Below are 20,983 nucleotides of genomic sequence, written 5' to 3'. Positions count from 1 at the left end.
TAGCTGCAATTACCCTGACCTTATGAAAATTAAAGGAATGTAGCAACTAATATCATTACATATTTAGGACTAATCAAAAATCAAAAGTAAAAAACTAGCTCAAATGACTACATTAAAGGTCTCCATAAAAAAACTTTATGCTGTACAATAATGTTATCCCAGTCAAACACACAATCTAATCAAATAGAGCCAGATCAGGGGAGAGTAAATGTATTATTAATTATTCATAGGTAGTAACCCTCAATTTCATGGTAAATTTCATGGTATTTTAAGTAAATTTCCATAAAAATCCTAGCCAAGCTCACTAACCAACTATTCATAGTAAAACCAATAAATAAATATCAAAAAATGCTAGAGTTAATTAATCGTTACGAACACGGCTTTGTTTCTATTCCTGTCATCTTAGCCTGTAGAGAAAAAGGATTATTTGAGTTAGTAAAACAAAAAAGAATGACCCACCAGCAAATAGCTAAAGCTATGGGGGCAAATACAGGTCATCTGCAAGTAGCCTTAAGAATGATGCAATCCCTAGGTTGGCTATCCAAAAATGAAGCTGATGAATACTCCCTCAAAGACAATTGTCAAGCTTACTTGTCCATTCCTGAAGAAATATTATATTTATACAAATTACCCATAGAATCCTATTTACTAGGAAAGGAAAAGCCTGGTATTATTAAAAATTGGATAGAGCTTTCTCAACAACAGTGGAATATTAATGATAGAACAATTGCCGATTTATTAGATGGGGTCTTAATAATACCAATTATGCTAGGGCTTCACAAGCATAATTTATTAGGAGTAGATGAAGACAAGCCTTTATTCTATAATGTGACTCCTCATATACGAGAAGAATTATCAAGATTGTTTATTGCTAAAGGATGGGCTGATAAAAATTTTATAAAAGTCCAAAAAGACAGCCAAAAATCGAATAAAAAAAATAATTATATATGCTTGAATGATATTGGTAAATGCTTAGCGCAAAGGACAATAATTAAAAGTATTAGTTTAAAATGTTTTGAAAATAATTATTACAATTTGCGCCATCCTAAAATTGAGGATTTACGTGATTTAATAGCACTAGAGACATTGTGTTGGTCAGAAAATCTCCAAGTTGACAATGAAGAAATTTATAGACGAATTTTTCAAATTCCACAAGGTCAGTTTATTTTAGAGCTTGAGGATAAGATTGTTGGAGCTATCTATTCCCAAAGAATTGATAACCCTCAACTTTTGGATAATAAAACTTGTACACAAGTCCCTTTATTACATACTGAATCAGGAGTAGTGGTACAATTATTGGCAGTAAATATCTTGCCAGAGTTGCAAAATCAGGGATTGGGAGATCGACTGCTGGAATTTATGCTTCAGTATTGTGCCCAGATAAGTGGTGTCGAAAAAGTTGTGGCAGTAACTCTTTGTCGCAATTATCCAGACTATTCCCCTATGCCCATGGCAGAATATATCCACCAGAAAAATGAGTCAGGGTTACTAGTGGATCCGCTGTTGCGATTTCACCAGATTCATGGGGCTAAAATTGAGAAACTGCTTCCTGGTTACCGCCCTAAAGATTGGGAAAACCAGACTTGTGGAGTTCTCGTATCTTACGATATTCAACATCGTCAACGTTTTGAGGGTGCGACAGTTGAAAAAAATCGGCAGACTAAGGTAAAACTGACAGAAGATATAGATGAAGTTGTGGCTAGCTGTGTGCGTAAAGTTATGCACCAGAAACAGTCTTTTGATGCCCAGCGAGCACTGATGGAGATGGGCATCGAATCTTTGGAGTTGCTGGAACTGAGATACTTGTTGCAGAAGAAGCTGGGAGTGGAAATAGATCCTAATTTATTTTTTAAGTATGGAACTGCTGCCGCGATCGCTAGTTATTTTAAAGGGGAGACAACAGAGAGAAGCGGGGAAGTTTCTGAGGTACTACCAAAGCCAGAGGCAATAAAAACTGATTCCGGTTTTTCAACGGCTCAATTAGAAAATGGAGTAGCAATTATTGGTATGGCTTGTCGGTTTCCTGGAGATGCCGATAGCCCTCAACAATATTGGTCATTGCTCCATGATGGTATTGATGGGATTACGGAAGTACCTCCAACTCGTTGGGATATTGAGCAATATTACCATCCTGAGAAAAATCAGCCAGGAAAAATAGCTAATCGTTATGGGGGATTCCTAACTGAAGTTGACAAATTTGAGCCGGATTTTTTCCGCATTTCGGCTCGTGAAGCTCTCTACATGGATCCACAACAGCGTCTGCTGCTGGAAGAACATTGGAAGGCACTAGAAGATGCTGGCATTAATCCGGAATCTCTGTCGGGCACAGAAACGGGTATATTTGTGGGTATCGCTTTTCACGATTACGAACGCTTACAGGACAAATATTATCAAGAGCAAGATTTAAATATCTATTTTGCTACAGGTAGTTCTACTGCTATCGGTGCAGGAAGATTATCCTACTTTTTCCAATTAAATGGACCATCAATTACTGTAGATACTGCTTGTTCTTCATCTCTGAGTGCGGTTCATTTAGCTTGTCAAAGTATACGCAATGGTGAATGTCAATTGGCTTTGGCATCAGGGGTGAATTTGTTGTTGTCTCCAGAGTTGAGTATCAGTTTCTCTCAAGCTGGGATGTTATCACCAGATGGACGCTGTAAGACTTTTGATGCTGCTGCCAATGGGTATGTGCGGAGTGAAGGTTGTGGGGTTGTCGTTCTCAAGTCCTTGAAACAAGCGATCGCAGACAATGATCGAATTTTAGCAGTAGTTAGGGGTACAGCAATTAACCAAGATGGTGCCAGCAATGGTTTGACTGCCCCCAATCAATCGGCTCAAGAAGCGGTGCTCAAAAGAGCGTTGTCGGTAGCAGGAGTGTCGGCTAACCAGATATCTTATGTGGAAGCTCATGGTACCGGTACTTCTTTGGGAGATCCGGTGGAGATTAAGGCAATAGAAGCAATCTATGGCAAGGAACGTAGTTCAGATCGACCCTTGATGATTGGTTCAGTCAAAACCAATATTGGTCATACGGAAGCAGCTGCGGGTATTGCAGGATTAATTAAGGTAGTATTATCGCTGCAAAATCAGTATATTCCACCTCACTTGCATTGGAAACAGTTGAATCCTTATATAAGTTTGGCAGAAATTCCTGGGGTGATTCCTACCGAGGGTAAGGTATGGGAACAGTATGAGGGAAATGAGACTCGTGTTGCAGCGGTAAGTTCTTTTGGTTTTAGTGGTACTAATGCTCACATTATTGTTGAGGAGGCAGAAGGCAGGAGGCAGAAGGCAGGAGGCAGAAGGCAGGAGGCAGGGGGCAGAAGGCAGGAGGCAGAACCCACCCCTAACCCCTCCCAGGAGGGGAAACGGAGGCAGGAGCAACCTTATTTGTTCACTGTGTCTGCTAAGAAAGAGCAAGCGCTCTCGGAGTTAGTCAGTAGTTATCAGCATCATCTCGAAACTAATCCCGAATTAGAACTAGCGGATGTATGTTACACCGCAAACAGTGGACGAGCTGACTTTAACCATCGCCTAGCAATAATTGCCACTAACCCAAAACAATTAACCAAAAAACTTGGGCAATACCAAGCAGGGGAAGAAGAGAGTGGGGTATTCTCAGGACAACTATCCCATAGTAGAAGTCCAGCCAAAGTAGCATTTCTGTTTACTGGTCAAGGTTCCCAGTATGTGGAGATGGGAAGACAACTGTATCAAACTCAGCCTGTCTTCCGTCAAGTTTTAGACCAATGTGATCAACTCCTACGGCCCTATCTGGAACATCCGTTATTAGAAGTCCTCTATCCTCAAGATACACCAAACTCAAACTCCTCTTTACTAGACCAAACGGCCTATACCCAACCAACATTGTTTTCCCTAGAGTATGCTTTGTGCAAATTGTGGGAATCTTGGGGTATTAAGCCTCAGGTGGTGATGGGTCACAGTGTGGGAGAATATGTTGCAGCAACTGTAGCTGGAGTCTTGAGTTTAGAGGATGGCTTAAAATTAATTGCCCTGCGGGGAAAATTAATGCAGCAGTTGCCTTCTGGTGGAGAGATGGTTTCTGTCATGGCATCCGAATCTCAGGTAAAAGATGCCATAGCTAGTCATACCAACCAAGTGACAATTGCTGCAATTAATGGAACCGAAAGTGTGGTAATTTCTGGGGAAGCGGGAGCGATTGAAGCTATTGTCAAAAAACTAGAATCAGAATCGATTAAGACGAAACAGCTGCAGGTATCCCATGCTTTTCATTCCCCTTTAATGACACCAATGTTGGCAGAGTTTGCCGCAGTAGCTAAGCAAATCACCTACCATCAACCAAAGATACCAATAATATCCAATGTCACAGGAACCATCGCCGACAAGAGTATTGCTACCGCTGACTATTGGGTAGAGCATGTCGTTAAACCGGTAAGGTTTGTCGCAGGCATCAAGACTTTAGCAGAACAAGATATTGGTATCTTCTTAGAAATTGGTCCGAAACCAGTTCTACTAGGCATGGGCAGGGAATGCCTCATCGGAAGCAAAAAAATCTGGTTGCCAAGTTTGCGTCCTGGTAAGCCAGACTGGTTACAAATGCTGCAAAGTTTGGGGCAGTTATATGTACAGGGAGTTAAGATTGACTGGTTAGGATTTTACCAAGATTCTGCTCCCCAAAAGGTAGTATTACCAACCTATCCCTGGCAAAGGAAAAGATATTGGATCAGTGATCTGCAACAGTACAAACATAGCAGACGCGGGGACGCGGGAACGCGGAGACGCGGAGATGCAGAGACACGGAGATGCGGAGAACCAAATTTAACCTCACCCCAGGAAATACTAACGAAGGAAAAGCCAAGACTACAGCAACCAAAACAGAGATTATCCAACCCAGCGCTACTGTCTTTCCCCAAAACTACAGTAACTAAACAACAACCAGCCAAAAGAGAGTTGGCTCAATTAAGAGTGCCACTGACTCAGGCAGAACCTGCTCAACTAACTCAGCAATATCTTGAAGCGAAAAATATTAGCCAAACAGTAGGCAACGCCTTAAATCAAGATATTTTGATTAACCAAGGACCAACTAAGGAGCCAAAAACTATGAACCGGGAACAAATTGAACAACTCAAACAAGAGTATGAAGAGAAGGGATACTGTCAAGTCAAAAAACTATTTGACTTTTCTGGGATAAAAACTATCGAAGAAACCTTGGAGAAGGCTAAACAGGAAAGCCAGATATCCAAGGAAAAAGTAACCTTGAAATTGGGAGGGATTGATGATATTGATACCAATGATCATGCTTATGACTTGGTGAAATACGATTTTGTTTCTTCCTTTATCCAAGAGAAGCTGGCTCTGCTGAATTACATCACCGGCAAAAACTTGATGATCATGCACAATGCCCTGTTTTCGGTGGAACCAAACCATAAAGGCTTGCCTTGGCATGTAGGAGTCGGTTCGTTTTCCTTTACCAAAACCGAAGACTTTGGTGCTTCCATCTGGATCCCCTTGGATAAAATAACTAAAGAACATCGAGGTGGGATGCAATATGTATCTACCAAGATTTTTCCAGGACAGTTCTATTACAGTGTTTTTGACTTACATTTAAAAAATAATATTAAGTGGGATGAATCCCAAGGAGACTTGAATGAATATGTGGCTAACGCCAACACTATTTATAATAAAATTACCGAAGATGTAATCGATTATACTATTAAAGATGGTTATGAAGAAGACGAGTATGACCTTGGGGATGCCTTTTTCTTCAATAAATACGTCTTACATCAATCGGTTCCCCTAAAACCTGGCTTACATAAGTTACGTCGTGCTTTTGTGATTCGACTAGTAGATTATGACACGCGGGTGGATGAGGAAAGGTTGGGTTTATTCTCAAAATACTCTCAATTGCACTCAAGATATTACAAAACCCTACCTCGTTATAACAAAGATAGTGTGCTAGTGATGGTCTCCCGTGCCGTCCAGAAAGGTTTAAAATCTCCCTACTTACGAGACATTCCTCATGTGCAACAAACCTTAGCAGCAAGGATGGCAGCTGGAGCTATCAGTTTTGAGGAAACACCAAGCATCTCTTCGGCTCCTCAAACTCAGCAACCTTTGAAAACCTTACAACCGCTGCGGACACCCCAGGTAAACCAGGTAAACTTATCAGAAATCAAGCAGGTTCTCAAACAGCAGTTAGCCGAAGCACTCTATACAGAAGAGAGTGAAATTGCCGAAGACCAAAAATTTGTTGATTTAGGCTTAGACTCCATCGTTGGGGTAGAATGGACAACTACGATTAATCAGACCTATAACTTAAACCTCAAAGCCACCAAGTTGTATGATTATCCTACTTTATTAGAGTTGTCTGGATATATCGCCCAAATCTTATCAAGTCAGGGTACAAAACCGATAAGCTCCAGTTCTCAAACTCAGCAACCTTTGAAAACCTTACAACCACTGCCGACACCCCAGGTAAACCAGGTAAACCTATCAGAAATCAAGCAGGTTCTCAAACAGCAGTTAGCCGAAGCACTCTATACAGAAGAGAGTGAAATTGCCGAAGACCAGAAATTTGTTGATTTAGGCTTAGACTCCATCGTTGGAGTGGAATGGACAACCACGATTAATCAAACCTACAACTTAAACCTCAAAGCCACCAAGTTGTATGATTATCCTACTTTATTAGAGCTAGCAGCATATATTGCCCAAACCTTGGCAAGTCAGGGTACAAAACCGATAAGCTCCAGTTCTCAAACTCAGCAATCTTTAAAAACTCTACAACCACTGCCGACACCCCAGGTAAACCAGGTAAACTTATCAGAAATCAAGCAGGTTCTCAAACAGCAGTTAGCCGAAGCACTCTATACAGAAGAGAGTGAAATTGCCGAAGACCAAAAATTTGTTGATTTAGGCTTAGACTCCATCGTTGGGGTAGAATGGACAACTACGATTAATCAGACCTATAACTTAAACCTCAAAGCCACCAAGTTGTATGATTATCCTACTTTATTAGAGTTGTCTGGATATATCGCCCAAATCTTATCAAGTCAGGGTACAAAACCCCAGGTTAGTCAGCAGCCTTTGAAAACCCTACAACCATTGCCTCAACCCCAGGTAAACCTATCAGAAATCAAGCAGGTTCTCAAACAGCAGTTAGCCGAAGCACTCTATACAGAAGAGAGTGAAATTGCCGAAGACCAGAAATTTGTTGATTTAGGCTTAGACTCCATCGTTGGGGTGGAATGGACAACCACGATTAATCAAACCTACAACTTAAACCTCAAAGCCACCAAGTTGTATGATTATCCTACTTTATTAGAGCTGGCACCATATATTTCCCAGGAAATTGCTGCTACTGGTGGTAGCAAATTATTCCAAGGTAAGGGCAATGGAGGTCATCCCCAAGAATTTTTGCCAAATAACGGTTCACCTGTAAATTCATCAGAGGAGATGGATCCAAAATTGCGCTTACGTGCGATTCTTAATAAAGTAGCTAAGAAGGAGTTGACTATCCAGGAAGCAAACAAACTGGTTCAACAGATTAAAAAACAGGTTACAGTTTAGGAGTAAATTGGAGTTAATATGAGCAAAGAACAAGTACTAAAAATAATTAAAAAATACACTCGTGAAATAGCACCAGAATTAGAAGATTCTCCCCTAGAACCTACTGATAGCTTAAAAAATTTAGGTATCGATTCAGTTAATCGGGCAGAAATTATCATGATGGTGATGGAAGACCTATCCTTGACTATTCCCCGTATTGAACTGGCTGGAGCTAAAAATATTGGAGAACTTGCTGATTTATTTGCAGCAAAATTGTAATATTTGTTGTTGGTTGTTTGTTGTTTAGGGAGCGGGAATTGGTATTAGTGTATGAATGACATCAAGATAACTGGTATGGGCATTGTCACTCCCATTGCCCAAGAAGTTGAATCTTTCCGGGAAGCCCTATTCACCGGTAAAACTCAATTTGGTTATCTGCAAAGACCAGGAAGGGAAAGCCCTAGTAAAAAATTTATTGGTGCAGAACTACCAGAGCTTGATGTCAGAACCCTATTTCCTCAACATAGGGGATTGTTACGCAGTGCAACCTGGAGTGGACAAGTTGCTATGTTCGCTGTTGCCCAGGCTTGGGAAGATGCTAAACTAACCTCTGCCCCAGTCAAGCCAGAACGTATTGGTCTAGTAATCGGTGGCTCCAATCTGCAACAACGCCATCAGCAACAAACTTGGCAACGTTATCAATCACGTCCAGAATTTATCCGACCAACTTATGGACTGACAGTTTGGGATACAGATATCTTGGGTTTACTTTCCCAGTGCTTTCCAATTCAAGGAGAAGGTTATACCGTAGGTGGAGCATCTGCTAGTGGTGCAGTCGCTATCATTCATGGATCTCGCCAAATTTTAACGGGGGTGACTGATATTAGTATTGTCGTTGGTAGTCTCTTTGATATCTGTGCCTATGAATGTCAGGGACTAATGAATTTGGGAGCTATGGGTAGCGAACGTTTTGCTGATAGTCCAGAGCTTGCCTGTAGACCATTTGACCATAACCATGACGGTTTTATTTATGGGGAAGGTTGTGGAGTTATAGTCTTAGAAAAAGCTGACAGCGCTCAACAAAGAGGAGTACTTTCTCAAGGAAAACTCCTGGGTTGGGGCTTAAATTTAGCTGGCAATCGTAGCCCTGAACCATCCCAAAAAGCAGAAGCACAAGCCATGAGTGCAGCTTTAGCTATGGCAGACTTAAAACCAGAGCAAATCGATTATGTCAATACTCATGGTACCAGTTCCCCTATTGGTGACAATACGGAAGTATCTGCTCTGAAATCCACAGGAGTTGACCATTGTCTCCTTAATTCAACTAAATCTTTGACTGGTCACTGTTTAACTGCCGCTGGAGCTATCGAAGCGATCGCTACTTTATTACAAATGAACTCTAGTTTTTGTCATCCAACCCACAATTTGGTTGACCCCATTGATGATAACCTAAATTGGGTCAAAGAAACTGCTGTTCAAGGGGAAATTAACTATGCCATCAGCAATAGCTTTGCTTTTGGCGGCATCAATACAGCTCTATTACTGGGCAAGGAGTAAAGCTATGCAACAAGTTGGCATTGAAGCCCTAAGTGTATATGGAGGTGCAGCCCAATTAGAGCTGCGCAAGTTGGCACAAGCGCGTCAGTTGGATATCTCCCGCTTTGACAATCTAATGATGAAAGAGAAAGCGGTTTCTCTGCCCTATGAAGATCCCGTTTCCTATGCGGTTAATGCCGCCAAGCCCATCATCGATCGCTTGAGTGATGCTGACAAGCAGCGCATAGAAATGGTGATTACCTGCAGTGAGTCAGGCATTGACTTTGGCAAATCGATGAGCACCTATATCCAAGAGTATTTGGGCTTAAGTCGTAACTGCCGCATGTTTGAACTCAAGCAAGCTTGCTACTCAGGAACAGCAGGCTTGCAGATGGCAATCAACTTGATTTTGTCCCAAACCTTTCCTGGAGCCAAAGCCTTAGTTATCGCCACTGATATATCTCGGTTTCTCGTTGCCGAGGGAGGAGAAGCTCTCAATTACGATTGGTCTTTTGCTGAACCCAGTAGTGGTGCTGGAGCAGTGGCTCTTTTAGTCAGTGATACTCCCTACATTTTTCAAGTTGATGTGGGCTGTAACGGTTACTATGGTTATGAAGTCATGGATACCTGTAGACCTAATCCCGATTCCGAAGCAGGAGATGCCGACTTATCCTTACTTTCTTACCTAGACTGTTGCGAAAATGCCTACCGACATTATCAAAACCGAGTAGAAGGGGTAGACTACCAAGAAAGTTTTGATTATTTGAGTTTTCATACCCCTTTTGGTGGTATGGTTAAAGGCGCTCATAGAAATATGATGCGTAGGTTGAAAAGAGCTAAACCTGCAGAGATTGAAGCGGACTTCCAAAGAAGGGTAATGCCGGGATTAGTCTACTGCCAACAGGTAGGCAATATTATGGGAGCAACTTTGTTTTTATCCTTAGCCAGTACCATCGACAATGGAGACTTCAGTACCCCTCGCAGAATTGGGATGTTTTCCTATGGCTCTGGTTGTTGTTCCGAATTTTATAGTGGGGTTGTGACTCCAGAAGGGAAGCAAATTCAAGCTCAACAAGGTATATCAGCCCAGTTAGCAGACCGCTATTCTTTAAGTATGGAAGAATATGAGCAGTTACTCTATCATAGTAGTGCAGTTGCCTTTGGCACTAGAAATGTCACCTTGGACTATCAACTGTTCCCCGGAGTCTGGAAAAAAATAGCAGGCAAGGGTCGATTAGTCTTAAAAGCAATCAAGGAATTCCACCGAAAATACGAGTGGGTATAGCTCTGGTGCCGCTGCGCGGAATTCAAAATTCAAAATTCTTGCATTCAAAATGTCCATAGAGTAAGGATTATATTGATCTCAAACTGACGGGTTATTTACGCCAAGCTGCATCAGTGTGTTATCTGGATGAGCAACAATGAATACTGTGTAACAGAGAACAGGGGATAGGAGCAAAAAAGCTGACAGCTGATAGCTGATAGCTAATAGCTGAAAAAAAAGATGCTCCAGGTTGACAAACCATTGAGAACACTATAATATGTATTACAAAACCCTAAAAATAAATCATCAACCGGCTGTACAAAGAATTCAGCTCTATCGTCCAGAAGCCAACAATAGCATCAACGATCAGCTGACTCAGGAATTGTTATCAGCCCTACAAGCTGTTGAAGGCGAAGAAACCGTTAAAGTAGTGATTCTTGAAGGACTACCGGATGTCTTTTGTACCGGAATGGATTTTCAAGCAATAGCCAATGGCGAGCTGGTGGATACCAAAATCAGTGCTCACGGCTACTACAACATCCTCAAACAGATGTCCCAAAGTAGCAAGGTAATTTTGTCCCTTGTCCGTGGTAAAGTTCAAGCAGGAGGAGTGGGTTTTGTTGCTGCAAGTGATCTGGTCATTGCTGATGAAACAGTAACCTTTGTGTTATCAGAACTATTATTTGGTTTATTACCCGCTTGCGTTTTGCCCTTTCTGATTCGTCGAGTGGGATTTCAAAAAGCTTACCGCTTATCCCTCACAACTCAACCAATCTCTGGCTCAGAAGCCTATAACTGGGGCTTAGTCGATGAATATGGCAGCAACCCTAATAAGTTGATTAGTCAATATATTCGCCGTTTAAGATATTTACCCTTATCTGGGGTTAAGGCATTAAAAGACTATATGAATAAGTTATGGATAATTCAAGCCGAGACTCAGAATCTAGCCGCCAACAAGTCTGCCAGCCTCTTAGGTGACCCAACGATTCAAGCAAAAATCAAACAATTCGCTAAAGAGGGGGTATACCCATGGCAGAACTGAATTTGAATCAGGACTTAGGAACTAGCAACTCTGAGGTGGTACAACTGACGGAGTTGGGCAATGGTGTTGTGCAAATTACGATGAAAGATGAGAGCAGTCGTAATGGCTTTTCTCCAAGCATAGTTGAGGGCTTACGCCACTGTTTTAGTGTAGTTGCGCAAAATCAGCAATATAAAGTAGTCATTTTAACGGGCTATGGTAATTATTTTTCATCAGGGGCTAGCAAAGAATATTTAATTAGAAAGACTAGAGGTGAAGTAGAAGTTCTTGATTTATCAGGGTTGATACTTGATTGCGAAATTCCTATAATTGCAGCAATGCAAGGGCATAGTTTTGGTGGTGGCTTGCTTCTGGGTTTGTATGCAGATTTTGTGGTGTTTAGCCAAGAAAGTGTGTATGCAACTAACTTCATGAAATATGGTTTTACCCCAGTAGGAGCAACATCATTAATCTTGCGGGAAAAGCTAGGAGCCGAATTAGCCAAAGAAATGATCTACACTGGCGAAAACTATCGAGGAAAAGAACTAGCTGAACGAGGTATTCCTTTTCCCGTTGTATCGAGGCAGGATGTCCTAAATTATGCCCAACAACTAGGGCATAAAATAGCCAAGAGCCCTAGATTATCTCTAGTCGCCCTCAAACAACATTTGAGTGCCGACATTAAAGCCAAGTTTCCTGAAGCTATCAAAAAAGAACTAGAAATACACCAGGTAACCTTTAACCAACCAGAAATAGCCAGTCGTATTCAGCAAGAGTTTGGTGAGACAGTAATTCCCAATTTGAGCCAAAGCACTGTAGAACAAAAAATACCTAATCCCCAACCAGTTCAGTTAAGGATACCTAGTTATGGCTTGTTAAAGAATCTAACTTGGATGCCTCAAGAACGTCGAAAGCCTAAATCCACTGAAGTCGAAGTTCAAATAAAAGCTGTACCAGTTAATTTTCGAGAAGTACTCAACGTACTGGGTATCTTCCAAGAGTACATCAAAAAAAGATATCGCTCTGGAATTATCAGTGCTGAAAATCTCACCTTTGGTGTTGAAGGTGTGGGTACTGTTGTAGCGGTTGGCTCAGACGTATCCCAATGGAAAGTCGGCGATGAGGTGATATTGGCTTATCCCGGCAATGCTTTCAGTAGCTTTGTTATCTGCTCACCGGATGACTTATTGGCTAAGCCTTCTGATCTGAGTATGGTAGAGGCAGCTACTATTTTTATGTCTTTTTTCACTGCCTATTACGGGTTGCATAATTTGGCCAAAGTTCAGCCAGGAGAGAGAGTATTAATTCATGCAGCTTCGGGAGGTGCAGGACAAGCTGCAGTTCAATTAGCTCAATTTTTTGGCTCAGAAGTATTTGCCACGACTAGTCCCCACAAAATATCTGTTCTTCGAGAACAGGGAATAAAACATGTAATGAATTCTCGAACCACGGAGTTTGCTAGTGAAGTAAGGGAACTCACCCAGGGGAATGGAGTAGATGTAATTTTTAATAGCCTGACTCATGGAGAGTACATCCCCAAAAATATAGATATCCTGGCCCCAGGTGGACGATATATTGAAATTGGTAGGCTCAACATCTGGAGCCATGAGCAAGTTTATCAAAGACGCCCAGATGTGAAGTATTTTCCCTTTGATATGTCAGATGAATTTGTTAGAGATAAACAATTTCATGCCAAGCTTTGGGACGATTTAGCCTTGCTGTTTGAGTCCGGTAGCCTCAAGCCATTACCTTACAAAGTATTTCCAAGTGAAGATGTGGTGGAAGCTTTCCGTCACCTGCAACATAGTAAGCATATCGGCAAAATAGTGGTAACTATGCCAGAGCTCTATAATGGCGTAAAAAATAGTTCCCAGCAAGCAAATCAAGAGTCAATGAGTCACCAAGAAGAACTACTACATCAATTGCAATCCGGTGATATATCCTTAGAGAATGCAGAGCAACTACTATTGGGGTTGACAGATCAACAGATACTAGCAACAGTGCCTAATAATGGTCAGAATAAATTAAATAATACAGATAAAACAGAGCAAATATTATCTCTACTGAGTTCAGGAAAAATATCCTTAGAAAATGCTCAAAACTTATTAGAAACAGTAGATCTAAATTCCCCAACAAATAAAAATCTACCCACTGCCGTTCCCAATCAAGGACAGAGCAATCAGGATGAAGCAATACTAAATCAATTACAATCTGGTGAAGTTTCCTTAGAGGATGCAGAGCAACTATTACTAGAAATTCAGCAAAAAGAATCTGTAACTGATCAATCAATTCCAGAGCAAAGGATAACAGACGATATAGCTATCATTGGAATATCATGCCGATATCCAGGAGCAAAGAACTGGAAAGAATTTTGGGAAAACTTAAAGCATGGAGTTGATAGTGTAACAGAACCTCCCCCTGGAAGATGGGAAGGACGAAGTTGGTATCATTCAGATCCAGAACATCCAGGTACTGCTTGTTCAAAGTATGCTGCTTTTTTAGATGACATTGACAAATTTGACCCTTTATTCTTTCAAATTTCTCCTGGAGAAGCTGAGTTAATCGAACCTCAACAAAGAATCTTTTTAGAGGAAGCTTACCATGCTATTGAGGATGCTGGATATGCTCCTGATTCTCTCAAGGGGAAACACTGTGGAGTATTTGTTGGGGCAGCAAGCAGTGATTATATCAAGTTTTTGTCCAATTCAGGTTTCGGTCATCATCGACTGGTGCTATCAGGAACTATGCTGTCAGTTCTACCAGCAAGAATAGCCTATTTCCTGGATCTTAAAGGACCAGTGGTAGCTGTTGAGGCTGCCTGTTCTTCATCATTAGTAGCTGTTCATCAAGCTTGCGAAAGTATTAAACGGGGAGAGAGCGAAATAGCGATCGCAGGTGGTATTTCTACCATGCTAACACCAGACTTCCAAGTACTTTCGAGTCAGTTTCAGATGGTATCTCCCGAAGGACGTTGTAAAAGTTTTGATGCTGAAGCATCCGGTATAGTTTGGGGAGAAGGTTGTGGTGCAATTTTATTAAAAAGGTATGATCAAGCAGTTCAAGATCAAGATCATATCTATGGAATAATCAAGGGTACAGGTACAAATTATGATGGAAGCACAAATGGAATTAGTGCCCCTAGTAGTAAATCTCAAGCACGCTTAGCAGAAAATATTTATCAACAATTTGGAATTAATCCAGAAACTATAAGTTATTTAGAAGCTCACGGTACAGCAACACCTCTTGGAGATCCCATCGAGGTTGAGGCATTTACAGAAGCATTTTCTAAGTGGACAGCTCAAAAACAATTTTGTGCGATCGGTTCAGTAAAGACTAATATTGGTAACGCAGCAACTGCCGCAGGAATGTCTAGTTTAATTAAGACAATTTTATGCCTGAAAAATCAAAAACTGGTTCCTTCTTTGCACTTTAATCAACCCAATCCAAACATTGATTTTGCCAATAGCCCCTTCTATGTCAACACAGAATTTAAAGCTTGGGAAGTACCAGCAGGCACACCAAGGCGAGCAGCCGTGAATTCTTTCGGATTGAATGGTACAAATGCTCATGTTGTTGTTGAAGAAGCACCAATAGAAGACAACAGGCAAACCTCCCCTGTGTCCCCTCAAGGGGGGAAGGCAACAGGTAACAGCGAAGATTACTTAGAAAATTCAGTTCATCTATTAACTTTGTCAGCCAAAACTGAAACTGCTCTTGGTGAAGTAATCAGTAGCTATCAAAATTATCTCAAAACCAATCCAAACTTAAGGTTAGGCGATGTCTGCTACACTGCTAGCACCGGAAGGACTCACTTCACCCACAGAATAGCGGTTGTCGCCCCTAACCAACAAGAATTAGTCGAAAAACTCCGACAACACCAAGAGGGAAAAAAATTAGCAGGAATCACTTCAGGAGAACTGCTAAACAACACTACAGTAGCCAAAATTGCTTTCCTATTTACAGGTCAAGGTTCCCAATATATCAACATGGGAAAGCAGTTGTATCAACAAGCACCAACTTTCCGTCAAGCGATTAACCAATGCGAGGAGATTCTCAGTAGCGTAGAAACCTTCCAGGAAACGTCATTACGAAACATTCTTTATCCAACAGACAAAAACTCGTCAGGTTCATCCCTACTAGGCCAAACAGCTTATACCCAACCAGCTTTATTCGCTATAGAATATGCTCTATTTAAACTCTGGCAATCCTGGGGAATTGAGCCAGATGTGGTCATGGGTCACAGTGTAGGAGAATATGTAGCAGCAACCGTAGCAGGAGTTTTTAGTTTAGAAGATGGCTTGAAACTAATTGCTGCTAGAGGCTCTTTGATGCAGAAATTACCTGGTGATGGTAAGATGCTCTGGGCTATGGCTCCAGAGTCTAAAGTCCTAGAAACATTGAAAGCAAAAGATCTCAGTGAGAAAGTCGCCATAGCAGCAATCAATGGACCTCAAAGCATAGTAATTTCTGGTGAGGGAAAAGCAGTAGAAGCGATCGCAACTAACCTCGAATCAGCCGGAATCACAACCAAACCACTACAAGTATCCCACGCCTTCCATTCTCCTCTGATGGAACCGATGCTGGCAGAATTTGAAGCAGCAGCAAAAGAAATAACCTATGAGCAGCCTAGGATACCACTGATATCCAATGTCACTGGCAAACAGGTAACTGAGCAGATTACCACTGCCGAATACTGGGTAAATCATGTGCGCCAACCAGTGCAATTTGATCAAAGCATGAAAACTTTGTACCAGGAAGGATACGAGTTATTTCTGGAAATAGGACCAAAACCAGTATTACTAAGTATGGGACGTCAATGTTTACCAGAAAAAATCGGTGTCTGGTTGCCCTCATTGCGTCCGGGAGTAGAAGAATGCCAACAGATGCTATCTAGTTTAGGAAAGTTATATGTAGAGGGAGCCAAAGTAGATTGGATAGCATTTGAGCAAAATTATGCTCGTCAGAAGGTGGCATTGCCAACATATCCCTTCCAACGAGAAAGGTATTGGGTTTCTAGCCAAAATGGTTACGAACAAAAATCCTACTGGTTAAAAGGCAAAGAGCAGCACCCATTACTAGGAGAAAAAATTAACCTAGCGGGAATAGAGGATCAACATCGTTTTCAATCATACATAGGAGCAGAATCTCCAGGTTACCTGAATCACCACCAGGTTTTTGGAAAAGTACTATTTCCCAGCACAGGCTACTTAGAAATAGCTGCTTCAGCCGGAAAAAGTCTATTCACAAGCCAAGAGCAAGTAGTCGTTTCTGACGTAGACATACTGCAAAGTTTAGTTATACCAGAAACCGAAATAAAGACCGTACAAACAGTAGTCAGCTTCGCAGAAAACAATAGCTATAAGTTCGAGATTTTCAGCCCCTCAGAAGGTGAAAATCAACAAACACCGCAATGGGTATTGCACGCACAAGGAAAGATATATACTGAGCCAACCAGGAACAGCCAAGCAAAAATCGACCTAGAAAAATACCAAGCTGAGTGTAGTCAAGCAATAGAAATTGAAGAACATTACCGAGAATATCGCTCAAAAGGGATAGACTACGGCAGTAGTTTCCAAGGAATAAAGCAGTTGTGGAAAGGTCAAGGAAAAGCCCTAGGAGAAATGGCCTTACCTGAAGAATTAACCGCCCAACTAGCAGACTATCAGCTACATCCAGCCCTATTAGATGCAGCCTTCCAAATAGTATCGTATGCCATACCACACACAGAAACAGATAAAATATATCTACCAGTAGGGGTAGAAAAATTCAAACTGTATCGCCAAACAATCAGCCAAGTATGGGCTATAGCAGAAATACGACAAACCAACTTAACGGCAAACATTTTTCTAGTAGACAACCAAGGAACTGTACTAGTAGAACTAGAGGGATTAAGGGTAAAAGTAACAGAACCAGTATTAACTCAAAAGTCTGCCTTTAAAGAACAATTAAAATCAGCATCTGTTTCAGAACGTCAGGAATTACTAACAACTCAAATTAGTTCAGCCATAGTCAATATTTTAGGATTGAGAGATGGACAACAGATAGAAAAACATCAACCATTGTTTGACTTAGGATTAGATTCCCTGATGGCAGTGGAATTTAAAAATCAATTGGAGTCTAACTTAGGTACAAGCTTCAGTTCAACACTGTTATTTGATTATCCAACGGTAGAATCTTTGGTCGAGTATTTAGCTAACAATGTCATCCCCATAGATTCCTTTTCCGAGCTTCCTACCCTGATTACTCATCCAGAGCAAAGGTATCAACCATTTCCGTTAAATGACATTCAACAAGCTTATTGGATAGGTCGCAATCAAATTTTTGACCTAGGTAATATTGCTACCCACATTTACATAGAAGTAGATTGTGAAAACTTAAATTTAGAAAGCTTACACCAAGCTTGGAGGCGATTAATTGACCACCATGATATGCTGCGGATGGTAGTTTTAGCTGACGGTAACCAGCAAATACTTGAGCAGGTGCCTCCCTATGAAATTGAAATTTTAAATTTGTCTGAGGAATCTCCTGAAACGATTGCTTCAGAGCTAGAGCAGATTCGCAATCAGATGTCCCATGAGGTTTTACCAACTAACCAGTGGCCTTTATTTCATCTACGGGCTACCCGTTTAAATGAACAATGTTTCCGCTTGCACGCCAGCATCGATATGTTAATATTTGATGCCTGGAGTACTTATGTTCTATTTAAGCAGTGGTCAGAACTGTACAATAATCCACAGAGTTCACTGCCTGCAACGGAAATCTCCTTCCGAGACTATGTGCTCGCGGAATTGGAACTCAAAGATAGTCCCCAGTATCTCAGTTCTCAGCAATATTGGTTCAACCGCTTAGATAACCTACCTCCAGCTCCAGAAATTCCCCAAGCGAAAGTAACTTCTGCAATTACTGATCCTCAGTTCAATACTCACACAGCTCAACTGTCTGAGATTAATTGGCAACAGTTAAAAAACAAGGCGAGCAAAGCAAATTTAACTCCTTCAGGGGTATTGTTAAGTGCTTTTGCCTATGTTTTGAATTACTGGAGCAAAAGTTCAAAGTTCACCCTCAACTTAACTCTATTTAACCGTTTGCCCTTACACCCTCAAGTCAATGAGCTCATAGGCGACTTCACCTCTGTAATCTTACTAGAGGTAGATAACTCACAAGCAGTTCCATTCATTAGTCGTGCTCAAAAACTGCAAAGACAGCTGTGGGAAGATTTAGAGCATCGTTATATCAGTGGAGTAGAAGTGCAGCGAGAGCTCTATCGTCGAGGGCGTAGTCAACCAATGGGGGTAGTCTTTACTAGCACTTTGGGCTTAAAGTCTCTGGCTGATGAAGAGGTGGGGCGAGGATTCGGTTTGGAGCACTTTGGAGAGGTTGTGTATAGTGCAGCTCAAACGCCTCAAGTGTTGCTCGACCATATCGTAACCGAGGAGAAAGGAGCACTGGCATTTAGTTGGCATACAGTGGAAGGGCTATTCCCTGAAGGTCTCATCGAGCAAATGTTTGAGGCTTATTGTGATTTGCTTCAACAGCTAGCCACCTCTGACGAACCTTGGATGGAGACTTACCACCAACTATTACCAACAGCTCAACTAGCACTCCAAGCACAAGTGAATCAGACGACTCAATCTTGGTCTGAAGATATCTTGCATAGTTTGTTTGTTAAGCAAGTACAAGTTCAAAGTGAAGCGACAGCTGTTATTAGTCCCCAAAAAAGCCTAACTTATGGGGAACTCTATCAAAGGTCTCATCAATTGGGACATGGATTGCGGAAATTAGGAGTCAAACCGAATCAGCTGGTAGCCGTAGTCATGGAGAAAGGTTGGGAACAGGTAGTAGCAGTGTTAGGCATCTTGATGTCTGGTGGAGCTTACCTACCGATAGATCCTGGGCTACCCCAAGAAAGACAGTGGTATCTACTCGAGCAAGCACAAGTCACACAAGTATTGACTCAAACTCACCTCAAACAGTCTCTGGGTTGGCCTGAAGGAATCAAATGTTGGTCTGTAGATACTGAAGAGTTAGCAGAATATGATCCAAACCCCCTAGAACCAGTACAAACTTCAGAAGATTTAGCTTATGTGATTTACACTTCTGGTTCCACAGGTTTACCCAAAGGGGTAATGATCGATCATCGGGGAGCAATCAATACCATCCTCGACATCAATCAACGGTTTAAAGTAACACCATCTGACCGAGTACTCGCCTTAGCAGCGTTAAATTTTGACCTGTCAGTGTACGACATATTTGGTGTGCTAGGAGCAGGGGGAGCGATAGTGATGCCACCACCAAAAGCAGCAAAGGATCCAGCTTGCTGGAGAGAATTAATTATCGCTCACGAAGTTACCTTGTGGAACTCAGTTCCGGCTCTGATGCAGATGTTGGTAGAGCATTTATTAGGAACCTCAGCAACAGCAGTAGGTGATTTACGAGTGGTAATGTTGAGTGGAGATTGGCTGCCAGTAGACTTACCAAGCAAAATCCAATCTCTGTGGTCTAATGTTCAAGTGATGAGTTTGGGTGGAGCAACCGAAGCGTCAATTTGGTCGATTGGCTATCCGATTGAAAAGGTGGGGTCAGACTGGAAGAGTATTCCCTATGGTAAGCCCCTGTTAAATCAAAGTTTTTACGTACTGAATGAGTTGATGGAACCAAGACCAGTTTGGGTACCGGGACAACTTTATATTGGAGGGGTAGGTTTAGCTAAGGGTTATTGGAAAAATGAGCACAAGACCCAAGCAAGCTTTATTACCCATCCAGTCACTCAGGAACCGTTATACAAAACTGGGGATTTAGGCAGGTATTTACCGGATGGTAATATTGAGTTTTTAGGCCGAGAAGACTTCCAGGTAAAAATAAATGGTTATCGTGTTGAACTGGGGGAAATTGAAGTAGCATTAAAGCAATTTCCAGGAATTAAAGAAGCGATTGTTACTGCTATCGGAGAATCTCAACAAAGCAAACGCCTGGTTGCTTATGCCGTGTTCAAGGAAAAGTCTGTTATTAGCGATTCTTCCCTGACCGATATCCATCAGACAGAAGACAAAAATGAAGTGGGCCAGCCTGATCAAGAAATAAATTGTACTTCGGAAGAATTGCGTAAGTACCTATGGCAAAAACTTCCCGAATATATGGTTCCTGATGATTATGTTATTTTGGAAGCTTTACCATTAACTGCCAACGGCAAAGTAGACCGTAAACGATTGCCCAAACCTCAAAGACAAACTATAGCCGAGACGAATCAAAATATACTACCTCAAACCAAAACTGAACAACAAATTGCTGCTGTTTGGACAGAAGTTCTTGAGCTAGAAGAAGTAGGAATTCACGACAATTTCTTTGCCATAGGAGGAAATTCTTTACTTGTCATCAGAGTGCATAATAAATTGCAAGAACTATTAGGCATAGAATTGAAAGTAGTTGACCTGTTTGCTAACCCTACTGTACATTTTCTAAGTCAACACCTTACTCAGATTGGTAGTAAAGAATTATTTATGGAAACTAGTAAAACTCGTGGAGATGAGCGAGTTAAAAAAGGAACTACCAGGAAGGAAAGGCGCAATATTAGAAAAAGTCTACGCGGCAAAAAATAATTTTTTCCTTCCAAGTAAGTATTGTTGTATTGTTAT

6 protein-coding genes are annotated in these 20,983 nt (G+C 41.4%); all 6 read left to right on the top strand.

The window, feature by feature from the left end; all coding sequences use genetic code 11:
* The first annotated feature begins 348 nt into the window (after positions 1-348).
* The 6 genes from BJP34_RS29115 (at position 349) to BJP34_RS47950 (ending at position 20,947) form a co-directional block, all read left to right on the top strand.
* Positions 349-7,551 carry a type I polyketide synthase gene (locus BJP34_RS29115; RefSeq protein WP_070395355.1) on the top strand — a complete coding sequence of 2,401 codons (7,203 nt, stop codon included), beginning with the start codon at positions 349-351 and terminating at the stop codon, positions 7,549-7,551.
* An 18-nt stretch (positions 7,552-7,569) separates the two neighbouring features.
* Positions 7,570-7,809 carry an acyl carrier protein gene (locus BJP34_RS29110; protein WP_070395354.1) on the top strand — a complete coding sequence of 80 codons (240 nt, stop codon included), beginning with the start codon at positions 7,570-7,572 and terminating at the stop codon, positions 7,807-7,809.
* A 51-nt stretch (positions 7,810-7,860) separates the two neighbouring features.
* A complete protein-coding gene (locus BJP34_RS29105) occupies positions 7,861-9,087 on the top strand; it encodes a beta-ketoacyl synthase N-terminal-like domain-containing protein (protein ID WP_070395353.1) in 1,227 nt (408 codons plus the stop codon).
* Positions 9,023-10,351: a hydroxymethylglutaryl-CoA synthase family protein gene (locus tag BJP34_RS29100; RefSeq protein ID WP_293075230.1), complete on the top strand. Its 1,329-nt coding sequence runs from the start codon at positions 9,023-9,025 to the stop codon at positions 10,349-10,351. The genes BJP34_RS29105 and BJP34_RS29100 overlap by 65 nt, the downstream gene beginning before the upstream one ends.
* Positions 10,352-10,607: 256 nt before the next feature.
* A complete protein-coding gene (locus tag BJP34_RS29095) occupies positions 10,608-11,372 on the top strand; it encodes an enoyl-CoA hydratase/isomerase (protein ID WP_070395351.1) in 765 nt (254 codons plus the stop codon).
* Positions 11,360-20,947: a hybrid non-ribosomal peptide synthetase/type I polyketide synthase gene (locus BJP34_RS47950; RefSeq protein WP_070395350.1), complete on the top strand. Its 9,588-nt coding sequence runs from the start codon at positions 11,360-11,362 to the stop codon at positions 20,945-20,947. The genes BJP34_RS29095 and BJP34_RS47950 overlap by 13 nt, the downstream gene beginning before the upstream one ends.
* The last annotated feature ends 36 nt before the right edge of the window (positions 20,948-20,983 follow it).

The sequence above is a fragment of the Moorena producens PAL-8-15-08-1 genome (genome assembly GCF_001767235.1).
GTDB classification, from domain to species: Bacteria; Cyanobacteriota; Cyanobacteriia; order Cyanobacteriales; family Coleofasciculaceae; genus Moorena; species Moorena producens_A.
The sequence above is the reverse complement of the archived record's forward strand: the minus strand, read 5'-3'. Positions and strand labels throughout refer to the sequence as shown.

What these genes read in the sequence shown, in the direction of transcription:
- BJP34_RS29115 (WP_070395355.1), top strand. Translation starts at nt 349, where the DNA reads ATGCTAGAGTTAATTAATCGTTACGAACACGGCTTTGTTTCTATTCCT.
- BJP34_RS29110 (WP_070395354.1), top strand. Translation starts at nt 7,570, where the DNA reads ATGAGCAAAGAACAAGTACTAAAAATAATTAAAAAATACACTCGTGAA.
- BJP34_RS29105 (WP_070395353.1), top strand. Translation starts at nt 7,861, where the DNA reads ATGAATGACATCAAGATAACTGGTATGGGCATTGTCACTCCCATTGCC.
- BJP34_RS29100 (WP_293075230.1), top strand. Translation starts at nt 9,023, where the DNA reads ATGCCATCAGCAATAGCTTTGCTTTTGGCGGCATCAATACAGCTCTAT.
- BJP34_RS29095 (WP_070395351.1), top strand. Translation starts at nt 10,608, where the DNA reads ATGTATTACAAAACCCTAAAAATAAATCATCAACCGGCTGTACAAAGA.
- BJP34_RS47950 (WP_070395350.1), top strand. Translation starts at nt 11,360, where the DNA reads ATGGCAGAACTGAATTTGAATCAGGACTTAGGAACTAGCAACTCTGAG.